Source organism: Bacillus sp. UNC41MFS5 (assembly GCF_000686805.1).
Genome location: NZ_KK366017.1, coordinates 555,720 through 576,060 on the forward strand (window position 1 = coordinate 555,720; position 20,341 = coordinate 576,060).

Here is a 20,341-nt window from a genome sequence, read left to right on the forward strand (position 1 = left end):
GGTGTATGCTTAATACCATGATTTTGACTCATGGATTATGTTGTCATACATACACCCTGAACTTTCTGGTCAGGGTGTTTTTTTATTCAAAATGAGGGAGGCGGATGATTGATGTTAAGTCACTTACTAACCACGAACGAATTAAAGGTGGATGAGATTTATCAAATCTTAACAGATGCTCATAACTTTAAAAACGGAATGAAATGGTCTCCGGACAGGCAAATGTTTACTGCCAATCTATTTTTTGAACCGAGCACAAGAACCAAGAGCAGCTTTGAAGTGGCCCAAAGGAGATTAGGATTAGAAGTAATCCCGTTTGAAGTCCTTACTTCAAGTGTCCAAAAAGGCGAAACACTTTACGATACGGTAAAAACATTAGAATCAATTGGTGTCCAATCAATTGTCATTCGTCACGAACAAGATCGCTATTTTGATGAATTGATTGGTAAGGTAAACATTCCAATCATAAATGGAGGAGATGGGTGCGGGCATCATCCGACACAATCACTTCTTGATCTAATGACCATCCAGCAAGAGTTCGATCAATTCACAGGTTTAAAAATTGCCATTATCGGCGACATTCGCCATAGCCGGGTAGCACGTTCCAATGCCGATGTTTTAACAAGGCTGGGAGCAGAAGTGATTTTTTCGGGACCAAAAGAGTGGTTCGATACTAGGAGTACAGATATATCAAGGTATAGGCCGATTGATATGGCCATCCAAGAAGCCGATGTAGTAATGCTTCTTCGAGTACAGCATGAACGGCATCAACAAAAAAGCAGCTTTACGGCAAATGAATATCACAAGCAATATGGTCTGACGCTTGAAAGAGAAAAGATGATGAAGCAGGGTAGCATTATCATGCATCCTGCACCTGTTAATAGGAATGTAGAAATAGCTGATAGCCTTGTAGAGTGCAAGCGATCAAGGATATTTAAACAAATGGAAAACGGTGTGTACGTCAGAATGGCAGCCATTAAAAGATCAATCGAAAGCCTTGAAGGAGGAAACCAAAATGAAATTACTTATTCAGAACGCGTGCTACATAGCATCTAATAGAGAAAAGAAACAAGCTGATATATTAATTGAAGAAGGAATAATAACTAAGATTGAAACACAAATTGACGCAATTGTGGATCGCACAGTGAACGCGGAAGGTAAATTAGTTTCACCTGGATTTATCGACCTACATGTCCACCTTCGTGAACCAGGCGGAGAAAAAAAGGAAACCATCGCAACCGGAACACAAGCCGCAGCAAGAGGCGGATTTACCACTATTGCCAACATGCCAAACACAAGACCGGTGCCTGACACCATTAATAACATGGAGGACTTGCAAAAACGAATTAAGGATACAGCGAAAGTTAGAGTGTTGCCGTATGCGTCCATCACAATCCGCCAGTTGGGTCAGGAGTTAACTGATTTTGAGGGCTTGAAAGCTACAGGTGCATTTGCCTTTACGGATGATGGGGTTGGCGTGCAGTCAGCTGCAATGATGCTTGAAGCGATGCGTAAAGCTGCTGCACTAGATATGGCCATTGTTGCACACTGTGAGGAAAATACATTAATCAATAAGGGCTCAGTCCATGATGGTTCATTTGCTAGAAAACATGGATTGAATGGAATTCCATCTATATGTGAATCCGTCCAAATTGCAAGGGATGTACTCTTAGCCGAAGCAGCAGACTGTCATTATCATGTCTGCCATATCAGCACAAAGGAATCTGTCCGGGTAGTTAGAGATGCTAAACGGGCAGGAATAAAAGTTACAGCAGAGGTAACTCCGCATCACTTATTGTTATCTGAAGATGATATCCCAGGCTTGGATGCTAACTTCAAAATGAATCCGCCACTTCGTGCTGTAGAAGACCGTAAAGCCTTAATAGAAGGGCTCTTAGACGGAACCATTGATTTCATTGCAACTGATCATGCTCCACATACGGCAGAAGAAAAAGCGGAGGGAATGACACTTGCACCTTTTGGTATTGTTGGGCTGGAAACAGCATTCCCGCTTCTCTACACACACTTAGTCTTAAAAAAAATCATGACACTTGAAGAATTAATTAAATATCTAACAGTCAAACCAGCCGAAGCATTTGCACTTCCGTACGGGAAAATCGAAGTGGGGGCACCGGCAGACTTAGTACTCTTGAACTTAGAGGAAGAACGTGAAATTAATACAGAAGAATTCTTATCAAAAGGAAAGAATACACCATTTAGCGGTTGGAAATGTAAGGGATGGCCTGAGATGACAATCGCTGGAGGAGAAATCGCTTGGGAAAAAGGGAGTGTCTTAGTATGAAAAAACAACTTATATTAGAAGATGGGACCATTTTTATCGGTAAAGGCTTTGGAAGTGATACGGAAACAATTGGTGAAGTTGTTTTTAATACAGGGATGACAGGCTATCAAGAGATTATATCCGACCCTTCTTATTGCGGACAGATTGTTACATTAACCTATCCACTAATCGGAAATTACGGAATTAACCGAGACGATTTCGAATCAATCAATCCGGCAATAAAGGGTTTAATTGTGAAAGAAGCAGCGGACTTTCCTTCCAACTGGAGAAACGAATACACATTAGATGAATATTTTGACATGAAAAAAATCCCAGGGATCGCTGGAATCGATACACGAAAATTAACTCGGATTATCCGTCAATACGGGACTCTGAAAGGTGCAATCTGCAGCATTGAAAAAGATCCGAATGAGATCTTAACTCAGTTACGAAAAGCACCGCTTTCAACAAATCAAGTCAAACAAGTTTCCACAAAAAATGCTTATCCAAGCCCAGGTAGAGGCAAGAGAGTAGTCTTAGTTGATTTTGGAATGAAGCACGGAATCTTAAGGGAACTAAACCATCGGGATTGTGATGTGGTTGTTGTCCCTTATCATACAACAGCTGACGAAATCCTCCAGTTACGTCCGGACGGAATTATGCTTTCTAATGGACCTGGGGATCCAAAAGACGTTCCAGAAGCAATTGATATGCTAAAAGGTGTATTAGGCAGAGTACCATTGTTTGGAATTTGTCTTGGTCATCAGTTATTTGCCCTAGCATGTGGAGCTAATACGGAAAAAATGAAGTTCGGTCATCGCGGTTCCAACCATCCAGTCAAAGACCTCTCGACAGGAAAGGTTGCGATTACCTCGCAAAATCATGGCTATACAGTAGAGGAAGACTCTATTAAGAATACAAGATTAGAAATTACTCACATCGCAGTAAATGACGGAACAGTCGAAGGACTGAAACACCTGGATTACCCAGCATTTACAGTTCAGTATCATCCCGAAGCATCTCCAGGACCAGAAGACGCAAACGGCTTATTCAATCAATTTCTTGACTTGATGGAAAAGAACAAACAGGAGGTTACAGCAAATGCCTAAACGTACAGATATCAACTCCATTTTAGTAATCGGTTCAGGACCCATTGTCATTGGGCAGGCTGCAGAGTTTGACTATGCCGGTGCCCAAGCATGTATCGCTCTAAAAGAAGAAGGCTACCGTGTGATTCTAGTTAACTCCAATCCGGCTACCATCATGACGGATACAGAGATGGCAGATGCTGTTTATATCGAACCCTTGACTGTGGAATTCGTCAGCAGAATCATTCGCAAAGAACGTCCAGATGCACTGCTTGCGACACTTGGAGGACAGACAGGTCTTAACCTAGCTGTTGATTTAACAAAATCCGGTGTTCTAGCTGAATGCGAAGTAGAAATTCTTGGCACGAAACTTTCAGCGATTAACCAAGCAGAGGATCGCGACCTTTTCCGCAGCCTAATGAATGAATTAAACGAACCAGTTCCAGATAGTGAAATCATTCATGAATTAGCAGAAGCAAAAGCATTTGTTGAAAAAATTGGCTTCCCTGTGATTGTCCGTCCAGCCTTTACACTAGGTGGAACAGGTGGCGGAATTTGCCATAACGACGAGGAATTAGAAGAAATCGTTACTAGCGGCTTAAAGCACAGCCCTGTAAATCAATGTTTACTAGAAAAAAGTATCGCAGGCTTCAAGGAAATAGAATATGAGGTAATGCGTGATGCAAACGACAATGCCATTGTGGTTTGTAACATGGAAAACATCGATCCTGTAGGCGTACACACAGGAGATTCCATTGTTGTGGCACCGAGCCAAACATTAAGTGACCGTGAGTACCAGCTGCTTCGCAATGTTTCATTAAAAATTATTCGTGCCTTAGGTATAGAAGGAGGCTGTAACGTCCAGCTTGCTCTAGATCCTTATAGCTTTAATTACTATATTATTGAAGTAAATCCACGTGTTAGCCGTTCTTCGGCATTAGCGTCAAAAGCAACCGGTTATCCAATAGCTAAGCTTGCAGCTAAAATCGCCGTCGGCTTAACACTTGATGAAATGTTAAATCCGGTAACAGGAAAAACCTATGCAAGCTTTGAACCGGCACTAGATTATATCGTAACCAAAATCCCTAGATGGCCGTTTGACAAGTTTGAATCAGGTAACCGTTCTCTAGGGACACAAATGAAAGCAACGGGAGAGATTATGGCGATTGGCCGTACATTTGAAGAATCTCTATTAAAAGCAATTCGATCCCTTGAGGCAGGTGTTTATCATTTCGAATTAAACGATGCCGTAGAAATAAATGATGAACTACTCGAGAAACGGATTCGCAAAGCCGGAGACGAACGCCTCTTTTATATCGCAGAAGGATTAAAACGTGGATTAACCATAGAGACGATTCATGAATGGAGTAAAATCGACTTATTCTTCTTAAAGAAGATGGAAGGAATTGTCGAACTGGAAAAAGAAATTGTTGCAAATCCATTTGAAACGGAAATCTTAATTGAAGCAAAACAAAAAGGCTTTACTGATAATAAAATCGCCCAGCTATGGAATACATCTGAACAAGAAATTAATAATACTAGAAAAGAACTCGGAATTATCCCGGTTTATAAAATGGTTGATACTTGTGCAGCTGAATTTGAATCAGCAACACCATACTACTATGGCACATATGAAGAAGAAAACGAGTCAATTGTTACAGCGAAAAATAGTGTTATTGTACTTGGTTCCGGTCCAATCCGCATCGGCCAGGGTATTGAATTTGATTATGCGACCGTACACTCTGTTAAAGCCATTAAAGAAGCAGGCTATGAAGCGATTATCATTAATAATAATCCGGAAACAGTATCAACGGATTTCAGTATTTCTGATAAGCTATACTTCGAACCACTTACGATCGAAGATGTGATGAGTATTATTGACTTAGAGAAACCAATAGGGGTAGTCGTCCAGTTTGGGGGACAAACCGCAATCAACTTAGCTGCTAAACTTGAAGAAAACGGCGTGAAAATTCTTGGAACAAGCTTAGAAGACTTAGACCGTGCTGAAAATCGTGATAAATTTGAACAAGCGCTTGTGCAGTTAAACATCCCACAGCCATTAGGGAAAACAGCTATGTCAGTGGAACAGGCACTTGTGATTGCCACCGAAATCGGTTATCCGGTCCTTGTCCGTCCTTCCTATGTACTAGGTGGAAGAGCAATGGAAATTGTTTATCATGAAGAAGAACTTCTTTACTATATGAAAAACGCTGTTAAAGTGAATCCAGAGCATCCAGTCTTGATTGACCGATATTTAACAGGAAAAGAAATTGAAGTTGATGCCATCTGCGACGGCACTAATGTCTTAATCCCAGGTATCATGGAACATATCGAACGAGCTGGAGTCCACTCAGGTGACTCGATTGCAGTTTACCCTTCGCAAACTTTAAGTGAACAAGTGAAACAAACACTTGTAGAGTATACAGAGAAATTAGCGAAAGGGTTAAATATTATTGGATTACTAAACATTCAATATGTTCTTGCAGGAGACGAAGTGTTTGTTCTAGAGGTGAACCCAAGATCAAGCCGTACCGTTCCTTTCTTAAGTAAAATTACGAATATTCCAATGGCCAAAATTGCAACAAAAGCGATTCTAGGAGTATCGATTCTAGACCAAGGCTACATCCCAGGTCTTGTCACTGAAAAAGAAGGAGTATATGTCAAAGTTCCTGTATTCTCTTTCGCCAAACTGAAGAGTGTCGATATCACGCTTGGGCCAGAAATGAAGTCAACTGGAGAAGTCATGGGTAAGGATGTAACATTGGAAAAAGCTTTATACAAAGGATTAGTTGCATCAGGCATGAAAATTCAGCCATTTGGCACTGTATTGTTTACAGTTTCCGATAAAGATAAAGAAGAAGCATTAAAGCTTGCGAAGCGTTTCTCTGCAATCGGCTATCGTTTAATGGCAACAAGCGGTACAGCAGCTGTTCTAGAATCTGCAGGCCTAAGAGTAAAAGTGGTTGGAAAAATTGGTTCAGAAGGAAAAACGCTGTTAGATGTAATCCATAATGGAGAAGCTCAGTTCATTATCAATACACTAACAAAGGGCAAACAGCCTGAACGTGACGGGTTTAGAATTCGCCGGGAAGCAGTTGAAAATGGAGTCCCATGCTTAACCTCACTTGACACGGCTGATGCGATCTTAAAAGTAATTGAATCAATGAACTTTTCAGCAGAACCAATGGCAGCAATGAAAAAGGAGGCCGTGTTTGCATGATCCAAAAAGAGTTATGCAAAGTAATCAGCCAAAAGGAAATTGCCACAGATATCTATGAGCTGACCATTGAAGGAGAGTTGGTTACTCAAATAACGGAGCCAGGTCAATTTGTCCATATTAAAGTATCAAATGGGCTGGATCCATTGTTACGAAGACCAATTAGTATTTCCTCGTACGATTATGAACAGAAAAGTTTAACAATGATTTATCGTAAAGATGGAAGAGGAACTTCCATGCTAGCAGAATTACGACCAGGGATGCATGTCGACATCCTTGGTCCACTAGGCAATGGTTTTCCTGTTGAAGAAGTCAGTATGGGAAATACTGCCTTACTTGTCGGCGGTGGAATTGGCGTTCCCCCACTATATGAACTGTCAAATCAGTTAGTCGCAAAAGGTGTTAAAGTCATCCATGTGCTCGGCTTCCAGACTGCATCAGCTGTCTTTTATGAAGAGGAGTTTTTGAAAAATGGGGAAACCTATGTAGCGACTGTGGATGGTTCATATGGGAGCAAGGGCTTTGTGACGGATGTGATGAAAGAATTGCAGTTTGATTGTATTTATACATGCGGACCTACTCCTATGTTAAGAGCAATTGAGCAGAATTATCAAGATAAGAAAGTTTTCTTATCGCTTGAAGAGCGGATGGGCTGCGGCATCGGTGCCTGCTTTGCTTGTGTATGTAAAAAGAAGGATGACCCGACAGGAGTTTCTTATAAAAAAGTCTGCAGTGATGGTCCTGTATTCCGAGCTGGGGAGGTATTGATATGAGTCGCTTAAACATTGAATTACCAGGATTAAACTTAAAAAACCCAATCATGCCTGCATCCGGCTGCTTTGGGTTCGGCAGAGAATACAGTCAATTCTATGATCTGAGTGTTCTCGGCGCGATTATGATTAAAGCTACTACTGTAGAACCAAGGTTCGGAAACGCAACACCACGTGTCGCCGAAACCTCAGCAGGCATGTTAAATGCAATTGGCCTGCAAAATCCAGGTCTAGAAAAAGTCCTTGGCGAAGAGCTTCCATTTTTATCTCAGTACGATGTACCAATTATTGCAAATGTAGCTGGATCGCTTGAAGAGGATTACGTGGAGGTAGCCCGTCAAATTTCTAAGGCTCCCAATGTTCATGCACTTGAACTGAATATCTCCTGCCCAAACGTAAAAACAGGCGGGATTGCTTTTGGAACCATTCCTGAAACAGCGAAACAATTAACCCGTAAGGTTAAAGAGGTATCAGAGGTACCAGTATATGTGAAGCTCTCGCCCAATGTAACAAACATTGTCGAAATGGCAAAGGCCGTTGAAGATGGTGGTGCGGATGGGTTGACCATGATTAATACCCTTATTGGGATGAGACTTGATTTAAAAACAGGCAAACCGATTCTTGCCAATCGAACCGGTGGATTGTCGGGCCCAGCAATAAAGCCAGTGGCGATTCGGATGATTCACGAAGTAAGCCAGGTGGTTGGGATTCCAATTATCGGTATGGGCGGAGTTGAGACAGCTAGTGATGTCATTGAGTATTTTTATGCAGGTGCGAGTGCAGTCGCAGTCGGAACGGCCAATTTCGTTGACCCGTTTGTTTGTCCGACAATCATTGAGGAACTGCCTGAACTGCTTGGAAAATTAGGATTCGAACACATCAGTGAATGTACAGGAAGGAGCTGGAAGGAACATGGACAACTCGCTTATCATCGCGCTTGATTTTCCCGGCATGAACGAAGTTAATCAATTTCTAAAGCCGTTTGCTGGCAAAGAGCTTTTTGTAAAAGTAGGGATGGAGCTGTTCTACCAGGAAGGCCCCTCGATTATTCATCAATTAAAAGAACAAGGTCATCGAATATTCCTGGATTTAAAACTTCATGACATTCCAAACACTGTGAAGAGTGCAATGAAGGGTCTTGCCCGCTTAGAGTGTGATTTGGTTAATGTTCATGCAGCCGGTGGAATGGAAATGATGCAGGCCGCACTGGAAGGTCTTGAAGCAGGTACTCCTGCAGGACGGAAACGACCTAACTGTATCGCAGTAACACAATTAACAAGTACATCTGAGGAACAAATGCAAAAAGAACAGCTTATTCCGGTCTCCTTAAAGGAATCGGTGCTTCACTATGCCTCCATAACGAAGCAAGCAGGCTTAGATGGAGTTGTTTGCTCTGCATGGGAAGCAGCTTTGATAAAAGAAAAGGCCGGACAATCCTTTCTGACGGTATGCCCGGGGATTCGGATGGCATCTGATCAGGTAGGAGACCAAAAACGGGTCACAACTCCTGAATCAGCACGTGCAATGGGAGTAAGCGCAATTGTCGTAGGCCGCTCGATTACCCGTTCACAAGACCCACTAACAAGTTATCAACAATGGATGGAAGCATGGAAGGGAGTAACCCAATGAAAAAAATAATTGCAGAAAAATTACTAGAAATCAACGCAGTTGCTTTGAAGCCCGAGGAGCCGTTTACATGGGCATCGGGACTTCGTTCCCCAATCTATTGTGATAATCGCCTGACACTATCATACCCTGAGGTTAGAAAAGCAATTGCTGCTGGGCTGCAGCAGCTGATTCAAGAAAATTTTCCGGGAACTGAAGTTATTGCTGGTACAGCAACCGCAGGTATCCCTCATGCCGCATGGGTCAGCGACCTAATGGAGCTTCCTATGTGCTATGTTCGTTCGAAAGCAAAGGGACACGGTAAAGGGAATCAAATTGAAGGAAAAGCTGAGGCTGGCCAAAAGGTAGTCGTTGTAGAAGATTTAATCTCAACTGGAGGCAGTGTAATCACAGCTGTTCAAGCATTAAAGGAAGCAGGCTGTGACGTACTTGGTGTGGTTTCCATTTTTACATATGGCCTTGAAAAGGGAAGAGAACTGCTTCAGGAAAACGAGATTAAAAGTAAATCACTGACTGATTATGAAACATTAATAGAAGTAGCGATTTCTAAGGGTATCGTTACTGAAGATGATCAGAAAAGTCTCCTGTTATGGAGTAAAAACCCTGCTGAATGGAGCAATAAGTTCTTGGAAACACAGATTCGCTGATAAATAGGAAAAGAGGGCGTCCAATACCTTGCGGATGCCCTCTTTCCTTTCTATTTCTTCAATTTAAGTACCAATTCCTCATCTGGCGTGACATATACTGTTTGTTGATTATCATAAATCACAAACCCTGGCTTTGCCCCACTTGGTTTTTTTACAAATCGGACCTTTGTAAAATCAACAGGGACGGAGCTGGAATTACGTGCCTTACTGAAATATGAGGCTATAACGGCAGCTTCCCGAATCGTTTCATTAGAAGGTTCTTTGCTGCGAATCACCACGTGTGAGCCAGGGATATCCTTTGTATGAAGCCAAATCTCATCCCTTGCTGCCAACTTATTTGTTAAATAATCATTTTGCTTATTATTTTTGCCAACGATAATATCTGTACCATCGCTAGATAAAAAATGATCTAATACTGGCTTGGCATTCTGTGCCTTCTTCAATTTCTTCTTTTGCCTTTCACGAATATAGCCCCCCTCCACTAGTTCTTCACGAATCTCTTGAATATCCTTAGGGGAGGCAGCTTGTACCTGCTGCAATAAATTATCAAAGTAGGTAACTTCAACTTGGGCTTTCTCGATTTGCACAATAACAATTTCAACTGCATTTTTTGCCTTCTGGTATTTTGAAAAATACTTTTGGGCATTTTCAGATGGTGTTTTCCGTGGGTCTAGTGGAATGATAATCGTCCCGCCTGATTCATCATAATAATCGAGCACTTCAATTTCACGCATCCCTTTATTGGCTGCATATAAATTGGCTGTTAAAAGTTCCCCGTAGCGTTGAAATTGTTCGGCACGCTCAGCTTCTTTTAATGTAACTTTCAGTTTGTCAATTTTCTTTTCATTCTTTTCTTTTTCATTATGAATAAATCGTTCGATATCATTGCCTTGCTGCTTTACCCTATCTCTTTCGGCTTTGCCAAAATAAAAACGGTCAAGCATTTCACTTAGAGTGGGATATGTTTTTATTTCTCCTTTTAGATGCTCAAGTGGAAATAAGTAAAATGCGTCCTTACCGCCTGCCGAGATAATGGAAGGGAAAATATCGCCTGATTCAACTTTTTTAACCATACTTAAAAACGTTCCCGGGACAGTAGCACGATTAGCAAGGCCGCTTTGGAATATTACTTCCTTAGCAAATAGGGGTGAAATTCCAGCAAATTGTTCAACTAATTGGCGGTCAATCTTCCCTGCATTGTAATCAATTTTTCTTAATAAATCGTCTTGACCACAATGAAATGGATTTTGCTTATGCTGTTCTGGTGGAAAAACATAAGGCTGTCCTGGCATAATTGCCCTGTGGCTATTCACCGCAAAGGAGACATGCTTGATGCTGTCAAGAATGATATTACGTGATTTATCAACGAGCACGATATTGCTATGTCTACCCATAATTTCAATAATTAATTGTTTGTAGCTAATATCCCCGATCTCATTCCGGCCCTTTATTTCTAGAACAATCATTCGATCGGTTTCTTTTTGATATATATCCTCTAAAATATAACCCTCAATATGTTTCCTGAGCAGCATACAAAACATTGGCGGCTCACTTGGATTATCATACGCCTCTTCCGTGAATTGCACTCGTGCATAGCTTGGGTGCGCCGATAATAGCAGTTTTTGATTTACCCCATTGGCGCGAATGGTGAGAATCATTTCATTTTTATAGGGCTGATGAACTTTATTAATCCTTCCGCCCTTTAAAGAACGGACAAGTTCATCAACCATTGCTTTTGTAAATAAACCATCAAATGACATGGAAAACATCCTTTACTACATTCATATGAATTAATTATAGCTTACTAAAAAAAGACTGTCTTATTTTAACTTATTATCTGATTTAACTTTCACTATATCATAGCATTTTTTGGGACGACCCTGAATAAGCTTTCTTTAGAGTATGTATTTATAGGTATTTAAAGGGGGAAGTGAGATGGTCGGATGAAATTCCATGAAATGAAGATAGATCAAGTAGAAAAGGCCCTAGAAACCGACTTTTCTTCTGGATTATCGCAGGAAGAAGTAAAAAAACGGGTGAAGCTGCACGGTCTAAATGAATTGGACGAAGGAGAAAAGCAATCAGCTTTACTCTTATTTTTTAGTCAATTTAAGGATTTTATGGTCTTAGTTCTACTTGCTGCTACACTGATATCTGGGTTGCTTGGCGAATACATTGATGCCATTGCGATTATCGCCATCGTCATTATTAATGGCTTTCTAGGCTTCTTTCAAGAAAGAAGAGCAGAGAGATCACTCCAGGCTTTAAAGGAATTATCTGCTCCACAAGTTTCAGCACTTCGGGATGGCCAGTGGATGAAGATTCCTTCGAAAGAAATTGTTATTGGGGATATTTTGAAGTTTACTAGCGGGGACCGGATCGGTGCGGATGTGAGGGTAATTGAATCTAAAAGTTTAGAGATTGAAGAATCGGCCCTTACAGGTGAGTCTGTTCCTGTTTCTAAACATATCGAGTCATTAGCTAATCCTAATCCAGGTATCGGTGATATGGAGAATATTGCCTTTATGGGTACGATGATTACGAGGGGAAGCGGGGTTGGAGTCGTCATTGCCACTGGGATGAAAACAGCAATGGGTCAAATTGCTGATTTACTCCAAAATGCTGAGACACAGGATACGCCGTTACAGCGGCGCTTAGAACAATTGGGGAAAATTTTAATCACTGTCGCATTGTTGTTAACTGTTCTGGTTGTAGTGGTTGGTGTTTTAAGGGGTCACGACATCTATGAGATGTTTTTAGCTGGTGTTTCCCTTGCTGTTGCCGCCATTCCGGAAGGGCTCCCAGCGATTGTCACAGTGGCATTATCCCTCGGTGTCCAAAAAATGATTAAGAAAAATGCGATTGTTAGGAAGCTTCCAGCAGTTGAAACACTTGGCTGTGCATCGGTCATCTGTTCAGATAAAACGGGAACCATGACACAAAACAAAATGACTGTTACCCACCTATGGAGCGGGGGGCAGACCTGGACCGTAGACGGGGTCGGCTATCAACCCCAAGGTAATTTTTATAGAAATGAACGAAATATTAATCCTAAAGATGAAAAAGCACTGCAGCAAATGCTGATTTTTGGGATGTTATGTAATCATTCAGATTTAGTTGTCAGGGATGATAACTATTTTCTTGATGGCGATCCAACGGAAGGAGCACTTTTAGTAAGCGCCATGAAAGCAGGCTTTGATCGTCCTAAATTATTAGATGAATTTACAATTATCAAAGAATTCCCATTTGATTCCGCTCGTAAAATGATGAGTGTGCATGTAAAAGACAAGCAGGGACGGAATTTCATTGTCACCAAAGGGGCACCAGATGTCCTATTGGGAATTAGTGAATCTGTCCTTTGGGACGAGAGAACTCAATTTTTAAATAAAGAAACACAGTTCAAAGTACAAGAGGCAATAAACGGCCTTGCGTCACAGGCTCTTCGAACGATTGCGATTGCCTTTAAACCAATCCAGGCTAACACCGTCATATTAAGTGAGCATGAGGCAGAGAAGAATTTAACCCTAATTGGTATCCAGGGAATGATAGACCCGCCAAGACCTGAAGTGAAAAAAGCGGTCAAGGAATGTAAGGAAGCAGGCATTAAAACAGTTATGATTACCGGTGACCATGTAATCACAGCCAAAGCAATTGCCTCCCAACTTGGAATCATAACCAATAAGAGTAAGGTCATTGATGGAACTGCCCTATCACAAATGTCTGTCGAAGAATTGGAAGGTGTCGTTGATGATGTTTCCGTTTTTGCCAGGGTATCACCAGAGCATAAACTGAAAATTGTCAAAGCATTACAGAATCGCGGCCATATTGTTGCGATGACGGGTGACGGAGTAAATGATGCTCCAGCCATTAAAGCAGCTGATATTGGAGTGGCGATGGGAATTACTGGTACAGATGTTGCCAAAGAAGCATCTGCACTAGTTCTGTTGGATGATAACTTCGCGACAATTAAGGCAGCGATTGTTGAAGGTAGAAATATATACGAAAACATTCGGAAATTTGTCCGCTACTTACTGGCTTCCAATGTTGGCGAAATCTTAGTGATGTTGTTTGCAATGGTTTTAGCGCTCCCGCTTCCGCTGATTCCTATCCAAATTCTATGGGTTAATTTGGTAACAGATGGTTTGCCAGCGATGGCACTTGGACTCGACCGACCGGAAGAAAATGTGATGAAACGTAAGCCGCGCAGCCCAGATGAAGGTGTTTTTTCGCGCGGGTTAGGCTGGAAAGTTGTATCGCGAGGTTTTTTAATAGGGATCGTAACATTATTGTCCTTCATGGTTGTCTATCATAACGACCCAACACAGTTGCAATATGCACAAACTGTAGCCTTTGCAACACTCGTAATGGCACAGCTCATTCATGTATTTGATTGCCGCAGTGAAAAATCAGTCCTGTCCAGAAATCCTTTTGGAAATCAATATCTTGTTTGGGCGGTGATATCGTCACTAGTATTAATGCTGGTTGTTATCTATTATCAGCCGTTACAACCAGTTTTCCATACGCTTCCGATTGCAGCGAAGGATTGGTTACTGATTGTTGGGTTATCATCGATTCCAACTTTTTTACTAGCTGGGTCATTTTTGTTAAGAAAAACAAAATAAAGTGTGTTATAATCCAAAAGGTAATAGAATCCACTCTATTACCTTTTGTCTTTTTTGAAAAATTTAGGGAGCAGATCAATTTTTCAGGAGATTGGATGTGCACAGAATGGTAACTAGTATGACGGGATTCGGAAGAGCTAAGGCAGAGTCAGATTTTTTCTCTGTTAATGTGGAAATAAAAACTGTGAACCACCGTTTTTGTGAAATGAATATCCGCATGCCCAGGCAGCTATTAAAAATAGAAGATCGTTTGAAAAAGAAACTAAGTCAATATATCCGTCGTGGCAGAGTTGAGGTTTATGTCAGCTTAGAGGGTGAAGGTAGCGTAACCCGAAAAGTCCATGTTGACTGGAAACTCCTTGATGAGTATTCGCAAATCATCAAGCAGGTACGTGAAAAGTATAATGTTGAAGGAATAGTCACACTTCAGGATTTGCTTAGTAGAAGTGAACTCTTACATATTGAAGAAAGTGAAATCGGCAATGATGAGCTTGAAAGGCTAGTGCTAGAAGCTACAGAAGAAGCTGCCAATTTATTAAGGCAAATGCGATTGGCAGAAGGAGAAGAATTAAAAAAGGATTTGCTCGCTATCTTGTCACAATTAGAAATAAATGTGCTGGAACTTCAAAAATTCGCTCCACTCGTTGTTCAATCATATAAAGAGCGCTTAACAAAAAGGATGGAAGAATTCGTTAATGGGCAATTGGATGAAACGAGGATATTAACGGAAGTTGCCGTTTTTGCTGATAAAGCAGATATAAGTGAAGAAGTTACCCGTTTAAAAAGCCATATTCAACAGTTCTTGCATACCCTGCAAAGTATGGAACCAATTGGAAGAAAGTTGGACTTTATCGTTCAAGAAATGAACAGAGAAGCAAATACGATTGGATCAAAAGCAAATGACTCCAACATTGCTAAACAGGTGGTTGATATTAAAAGTTTGCTCGAGAAGTTGAAGGAACAGGTTCAAAATATCGAGTGAACCTTGTTTAGAAATGGTTTGAGACGGTCAAAATATATTATTAATGATTGGATGAAGACCATGTCGATTAAATTAATTAATATTGGATTTGGCAATATCGTTTCTGCCAATCGAATTATTTCAATTGTCAGCCCTGAATCTGCTCCAATAAAAAGAATTATTCAAGATGCCCGCGACCGAGGTGCATTAATTGACGCCACATACGGTAGACGGACACGAGCAGTAATTGTTATGGATAGTGACCATGTTATTCTATCAGCCGTTCAACCAGAAACGGTTGCACACCGTTTAGCAGATCGTGATGAAATAATTGATGAAGGGTAGGATTTTTGAAAATGCAGGAAAAAGGATTGTTAATCGTACTTTCTGGGCCATCTGGGGTTGGAAAAGGAACGGTACGGAAAGAGATTTTTTCACATCCGGATACAGCTTTTGAGTATTCTATTTCGATGACAACCCGCTCACCTCGAGAAGGGGAGATTGATGGAGTAGATTACTTTTTTAAGTCAAGGGAAGAGTTTGAACATTTAATCAAGCAGGGAAAGCTGTTAGAGTATGCCGAATTTGTCGGCAATTATTATGGTACCCCCGTGGATTATGTTCGTGAAACTTTAGATGCCGGAAAAGACGTCTTTTTAGAAATCGAAGTAAAAGGTGCCCGTCAGGTTCGTGAAAAGTTTCCTGAAGGTTTATTTATATTCCTTATGCCGCCAAGTTTATCCGAATTAAAGAACCGGATTGTTACAAGGGGAACAGAAACTGATGACATTATCCAAAACCGGATGTTGTCGGCCCGAGAAGAAATTGAAATGATGGAATTATATGATTATGTCGTTGAAAATGACCAAGTGGAGCGTGCTTGTGAACGAGTGAAAGCTATTGTCACTGCCGAACATTGCCGCAGAGAACGTGTAGAACATCGCTATAAAAAATTGCTGGAGGTTGAATAAGATGTTATATCCTTCTATTGATTCGTTGCTTGAAAAAATTGATTCTAAATACTCACTAGTGTCCGTAGCTGCAAAACGTGCGCGGGTAATGTCCCAAGTAAGGGATGAAAGATTACCAAAATATGTTTCCCATAAGCATGTGGGTAAAGCACTTGAGGAAATTTATAGCGGTGAATTAACGTACCGGATTTCTAAAAAGGCAGATGCACTTGCTGAATAATAAATAATTATATGATTAGAAATCAGTAGAGAAGGCGTGACAAAAGGGAGAAACCTTACGTGTCAGCCTTTTTTATTTTGGTGATTCTATATATAGTGGATTTTGTCGAATAATAGTAGGTAAAAGATGAAAAATTGCATTCATTCTTGCATAATAAAAGAAAGACTAATGGACTAAGGAGCGGGGGAAGCGATGATGATGAAAGATAAAAAAATATTATTATGTGTGACAGGTGGAATAGCTGTCTATAAAGCAGCAGCACTAACAAGTAAGCTTGTTCAGACTGGAGCACAAGTAAAAGTAATTTTAAGTGAATCAGCTCAAAAGTTTGTTACCACATTAACCTTTCAGGCATTATCACGCAATGAAGTGCATGTTGATACTTTTGATGAAATCAATCCGCGTGTCATTGCACATATTGATTTAGCAGATTGGGCTGATTTAATTCTAGTTGCTCCTGCTACGGCAAATACAATTGGGAAAATTGCGAGCGGAATCGCTGATAATATGATAACAACAACATTGCTCGCAGCCACCTCACCTGTTTGGATTGCCCCTGCTATGAATGTACATATGTATGATCATCCTGCTGTGAAAAAAAACCTATCACTCTTAGCGGAATATGGTTATCAATTCATTGAACCTAGTGAAGGATATCTTGCCTGTGGCTATGTTGGAAAGGGCCGCTTAGAAGAACCAGAAAAAATTGTGGATCTCATCCGGGAATTTTTTATCAACCAAAATCACCAACTCTTAAAAGGAAAAACTGTTGTGGTAACAGCAGGTCCAACACGTGAAAAGATTGATCCTGTTCGTTTTATTTCTAATCATTCGACTGGGAAAATGGGGTATGCGTTGGCTGAAGAGGCAAAAAGGCAAGGAGCTCATGTGGTATTAGTTTCAGGTCCGGTCAATCTTTCAGCTTCTTTAGGAATCGATGTGGTGAAAGTGGAAAGCGCAGAGGAAATGTACAAGGCTGTTTTGGAATATTATTCAAAAGCGGATGTTGTCATAAAAACAGCAGCCGTTGCTGATTATCGTCCGAAAATCACCCATGAACACAAGGTAAAAAAGCAAGCAGGTGACTCGAGTATTGAATTGGAAAGAACAAAAGATATCCTGATGGAGCTGGGAAAGAGAAAGAGGAACCAAGTGTTGGTTGGCTTTGCTGCTGAAACAGATAATGTGGAAGAATACGCCAGAAAAAAATTAACTACCAAAAATGCTGATATAATTGTCGCCAACAATGTGAAAGCGGAAGGGGCAGGGTTTGGGACGGACACGAATATTGTGACCCTGTATAAACGCTCAGGAAACGCAATCGATTTACCACTTATGTCAAAAAGTAATGTAGCAAAAATGATTATTGAAGAAATTACTTCCCTTTTGAAGGATATGGATGAAAATGGAAATAGCTAGTGTGATTGTGGATGTACCGACAAAGCAAACGGACCGGGCCTTCGATTATTTGATTCCAGAGCAGTGGAGCGAAGTCATCCAGCCTGGAATGAGAGTAATCGTCCCATTCGGTCCTAGAAAGATCCAAGGATTTGTCACTTCGTTAAAATCACATTCTGAATTTAAAAAGTTAAGAGAGATTATCGAACCAATGGAGCTCGAGCCTGTTTTAAACAAAGAATTATTAGAACTTGGCGATTGGCTGACCGAACATACACTTTGTTTTAAAATATTTGCCTATCAGGTGATGCTACCTGCGGCATTAAAAGCAAAGTATGAAAAAAAAGTGCAACTGGCTGTGGGGGTACAACTGGCTGATTTATCAGAACCCCTTCAAGCTCTTTTTGAAAATAAAGTAATGGTTGATTGGGAAGACGCATTAAAAAATGGAATGGTTCCCTTATTACAAAAAGAGGCAACGAAAGGAAAACTGGAAGTTACATACATTGTTAAGGAAAAGGTCAAAAAGAAACAACTTAAGTTTGTTCGTCCATTAGCTTCTGTTGCTGAATTAAAAGAGGCCCTTGAGAGCTTCCCCAAGAAAGCTGAAAAACAAAAACAAGTATTAAGTTATTTTGTCGATCATTTTGATCCTGTCGAATTAAGACAATTGGTCGCTGAAATAAAAACGACATCCTCAACCATTAAAGCGCTTGTGGAAAAAAAGCTCCTAATTGAGTATGACATGGAGGTATATCGAGATCCATTTGAAGATAAGACGTTTAAAAGAACAAAGCCATTGCCATTAACCAATTCCCAACAAACCGCGATTGCGCCAATTCTAAACTCAATTGAATCCAATCGACATGAGGTATTTTTGCTGTACGGGGTAACGGGTAGTGGGAAGACAGAAATCTACCTCCAATCCATCCAAGAGGTGATTGAAAGAGGGCAGGAGGCGATTGTGCTTGTACCGGAAATTTCGCTTACCCCTCAAATGGTTAATCGCTTTAAAGGAAGATTCGGGGATTTAGTGGCTGTTTTGCACAGTGGTTTATCTGCAGGAGAAAAATATGACGAGTGGCGCAAGATTCAACGCAAGGAAGTAAAAGTAGCAGTTGGGGCTAGATCAGCAATTTTTGCACCATTTGAGAATTTAGGCATCATTATCATTGATGAGGAACACGAAACAAGCTATAAGCAGGAGGAAATGCCTCGCTATCATGCCAGGGATGTAGCCATCGAAAGGGCAAAAAACTATAACTGCCCAGTAGTACTTGGAAGTGCAACTCCATCGCTCGAATCATTTGCTAGAGCTCAAAAGAAGGTATATCAACTTTTATCACTTCCTACTCGGATGAATAATCAATCCCTGCCTTCAGTGGAGATCATTGACATGCGCGAAGAACTTCGTAATGGAAATCGTTCGATGTTTTCAAGCAAGCTATTTGAGATGCTAAAGGACCGAATCGAAAAAAAACAGCAATCTGTTTTATTTTTAAATAAACGTGGACATTCCTCATTTGTGATGTGCCGGGATTGTGGGTACGTGATGAATTGTCCTAATTGTGATATATCGCTAACCTACCACCGTGTTCATGAACAAATGAAATGTCATTATTGTGGATATGAAAGTCATGTGCCGACGCAATGTCCTGAGTGCTCCAGTGAGTATATCCGCTATTTTGGGACCGGTACACAAAAGGTGGAAGATGAGTTGGGAAAAATTCTTCCAGAAGCTAGGGTTATTCGTATGGATGTGGATACAACAGGACGAAAGGGGTCCCACGAACGATTATTAACCGATTTTCAAAATGGGAAAGCAGATATTCTCCTCGGGACACAAATGATTGCTAAAGGCTTGGATTTCCCCAATATCACCTTAGTTGGAGTGCTTTCGGCTGATACTATGCTTCATTTACCAGATTTTCGTGCCTCTGAAAAAACCTTTCAATTATTAACCCAAGTAAGTGGGAGGGCAGGACGTCACCAGTTGCCAGGAGAGGTAATTATTCAAACCTACACTCCTGAACACTATAGTGTTGAGCTTGCCGGGACACAGAATTATGATCTCTTTTATCAACAAGAAATGATGATGCGAAAAACACATCATTATCCACCATTTTTTTATCTATCATTGATCACTGTCAGTCATGAACAGTTAATGACAGTTGTCACAGCTACAGAGAAAATTGTTAATTATGTCCGCTCCCAGGTTTCAAATGATGCCGTCGTTTTAGGGCCAGCTGCCTCGCCAATTCCTAGGATTAATAATAGATATCGCTATCAATGTCTGATAAAATACAAGCGGGAACCGAACTTGACAAAAATGTTAAAAACCATTTTGGATCAATACCAAACAGATACAAAGAGTGGCTTACTGGTAACAATAGATGTGAATCCATTTATTTTAATGTAACCACCTCATTACCTGAGGCTGTAAAGGTTAATATTTCGCTTTTTTGGTGAAAATGTAAGCAATAAAAAAATTAAGCTGTGTTATTTTAGCCATGTTGATTGGAGCGGAAGGCGCGAGACTC

16 protein-coding genes are annotated in these 20,341 nt (G+C 40.8%); 15 read left to right on the forward strand and 1 reads right to left on the reverse strand.

Features of this window, described 5'->3' with window-relative positions:
* Window positions 1–111: 111 nt before the first annotated feature.
* The 8 genes from BR30_RS0119155 to pyrE are packed head-to-tail and all read left to right on the forward strand — an operon-like array spanning window position 112 to window position 9,629.
* Window positions 112–1,056: an aspartate carbamoyltransferase catalytic subunit gene (locus BR30_RS0119155; RefSeq protein WP_026566399.1), complete on the forward strand. Its 945-nt coding sequence runs from the start codon at window positions 112–114 to the stop codon at window positions 1,054–1,056.
* Window positions 1,016–2,302 (forward strand): dihydroorotase, encoded by a 1,287-nt coding sequence (locus BR30_RS0119160; RefSeq protein ID WP_026566400.1) that lies wholly within the window; start codon window positions 1,016–1,018, stop codon window positions 2,300–2,302. Before BR30_RS0119155 ends, BR30_RS0119160 begins: the two co-directional genes overlap by 41 nt.
* Complete coding sequence (locus BR30_RS0119165) at window positions 2,299–3,390, forward strand: carbamoyl phosphate synthase small subunit (protein ID WP_026566401.1); 1,092 nt, start codon at window positions 2,299–2,301, stop codon at window positions 3,388–3,390. Before BR30_RS0119160 ends, BR30_RS0119165 begins: the two co-directional genes overlap by 4 nt.
* Window positions 3,383–6,589: a carbamoyl-phosphate synthase large subunit gene (gene carB / locus BR30_RS0119170; RefSeq protein WP_026566402.1), complete on the forward strand. Its 3,207-nt coding sequence runs from the start codon at window positions 3,383–3,385 to the stop codon at window positions 6,587–6,589. The genes BR30_RS0119165 and carB overlap by 8 nt, the downstream gene beginning before the upstream one ends.
* Window positions 6,586–7,359 (forward strand): dihydroorotate dehydrogenase electron transfer subunit, encoded by a 774-nt coding sequence (locus BR30_RS0119175; protein WP_026566403.1) that lies wholly within the window; start codon window positions 6,586–6,588, stop codon window positions 7,357–7,359. Before carB ends, BR30_RS0119175 begins: the two co-directional genes overlap by 4 nt.
* A complete protein-coding gene (locus BR30_RS0119180) occupies window positions 7,356–8,297 on the forward strand; it encodes a dihydroorotate dehydrogenase (RefSeq protein ID WP_026566404.1) in 942 nt (313 codons plus the stop codon). The genes BR30_RS0119175 and BR30_RS0119180 overlap by 4 nt, the downstream gene beginning before the upstream one ends.
* Complete coding sequence (gene pyrF, locus BR30_RS0119185; RefSeq protein WP_026566405.1) at window positions 8,269–8,985, forward strand: orotidine-5'-phosphate decarboxylase; 717 nt, start codon at window positions 8,269–8,271, stop codon at window positions 8,983–8,985. The genes BR30_RS0119180 and pyrF overlap by 29 nt, the downstream gene beginning before the upstream one ends.
* Window positions 8,982–9,629 carry an orotate phosphoribosyltransferase gene (gene pyrE / locus BR30_RS0119190; protein WP_026566406.1) on the forward strand — a complete coding sequence of 216 codons (648 nt, stop codon included), beginning with the start codon at window positions 8,982–8,984 and terminating at the stop codon, window positions 9,627–9,629. Before pyrF ends, pyrE begins: the two co-directional genes overlap by 4 nt.
* 50 nt (window positions 9,630–9,679) lie before the next feature.
* Here pyrE and BR30_RS0119195 read toward each other — a convergent pair whose 3' ends face one another.
* On the reverse strand, window positions 9,680–11,389 hold the full coding sequence (locus BR30_RS0119195) for an Rqc2 family fibronectin-binding protein (RefSeq protein WP_026566407.1): 1,710 nt from the start codon (window positions 11,387–11,389) through the stop codon (window positions 9,680–9,682).
* Window positions 11,390–11,572: 183 nt separating this feature from the next.
* On the opposite strand from BR30_RS0119195, the gene BR30_RS0119200 reads away from it, so the two are divergent.
* From BR30_RS0119200 to priA, 7 genes are all read left to right on the forward strand, one after another.
* The gene (locus tag BR30_RS0119200; protein WP_026566408.1) at window positions 11,573–14,251 is read left to right on the forward strand and encodes a calcium-translocating P-type ATPase, SERCA-type; all 2,679 of its coding nucleotides are present in this window, start codon (window positions 11,573–11,575) and stop codon (window positions 14,249–14,251) included.
* 106 nt (window positions 14,252–14,357) lie between these two features.
* Entirely contained in the window at window positions 14,358–15,233 is an 876-nt protein-coding gene (locus BR30_RS0119205) for a YicC/YloC family endoribonuclease (protein ID WP_026566409.1), read from the forward strand.
* A gap of 60 nt (window positions 15,234–15,293) precedes the next feature.
* Window positions 15,294–15,557 (forward strand): extracellular matrix/biofilm regulator RemA, encoded by a 264-nt coding sequence (gene remA / locus BR30_RS0119210; protein ID WP_026566410.1) that lies wholly within the window; start codon window positions 15,294–15,296, stop codon window positions 15,555–15,557.
* A gap of 11 nt (window positions 15,558–15,568) precedes the next feature.
* Window positions 15,569–16,183 (forward strand): guanylate kinase, encoded by a 615-nt coding sequence (gmk, locus tag BR30_RS0119215; protein ID WP_026566411.1) that lies wholly within the window; start codon window positions 15,569–15,571, stop codon window positions 16,181–16,183.
* Between the two features lies 1 nt (window position 16,184).
* On the forward strand, window positions 16,185–16,403 hold the full coding sequence (rpoZ, locus tag BR30_RS0119220) for a DNA-directed RNA polymerase subunit omega (protein WP_026566412.1): 219 nt from the start codon (window positions 16,185–16,187) through the stop codon (window positions 16,401–16,403).
* 195 nt (window positions 16,404–16,598) lie between these two features.
* Window positions 16,599–17,822, forward strand: a complete 1,224-nt coding sequence (coaBC, locus tag BR30_RS0119225; RefSeq protein ID WP_026566413.1) for a bifunctional phosphopantothenoylcysteine decarboxylase/phosphopantothenate--cysteine ligase CoaBC — start codon at window positions 16,599–16,601, stop codon at window positions 17,820–17,822.
* Window positions 17,809–20,220, forward strand: a complete 2,412-nt coding sequence (gene priA / locus BR30_RS0119230; RefSeq protein WP_026566414.1) for a primosomal protein N' — start codon at window positions 17,809–17,811, stop codon at window positions 20,218–20,220. The genes coaBC and priA overlap by 14 nt, the downstream gene beginning before the upstream one ends.
* The last annotated feature ends 121 nt before the right edge of the window (window positions 20,221–20,341 follow it).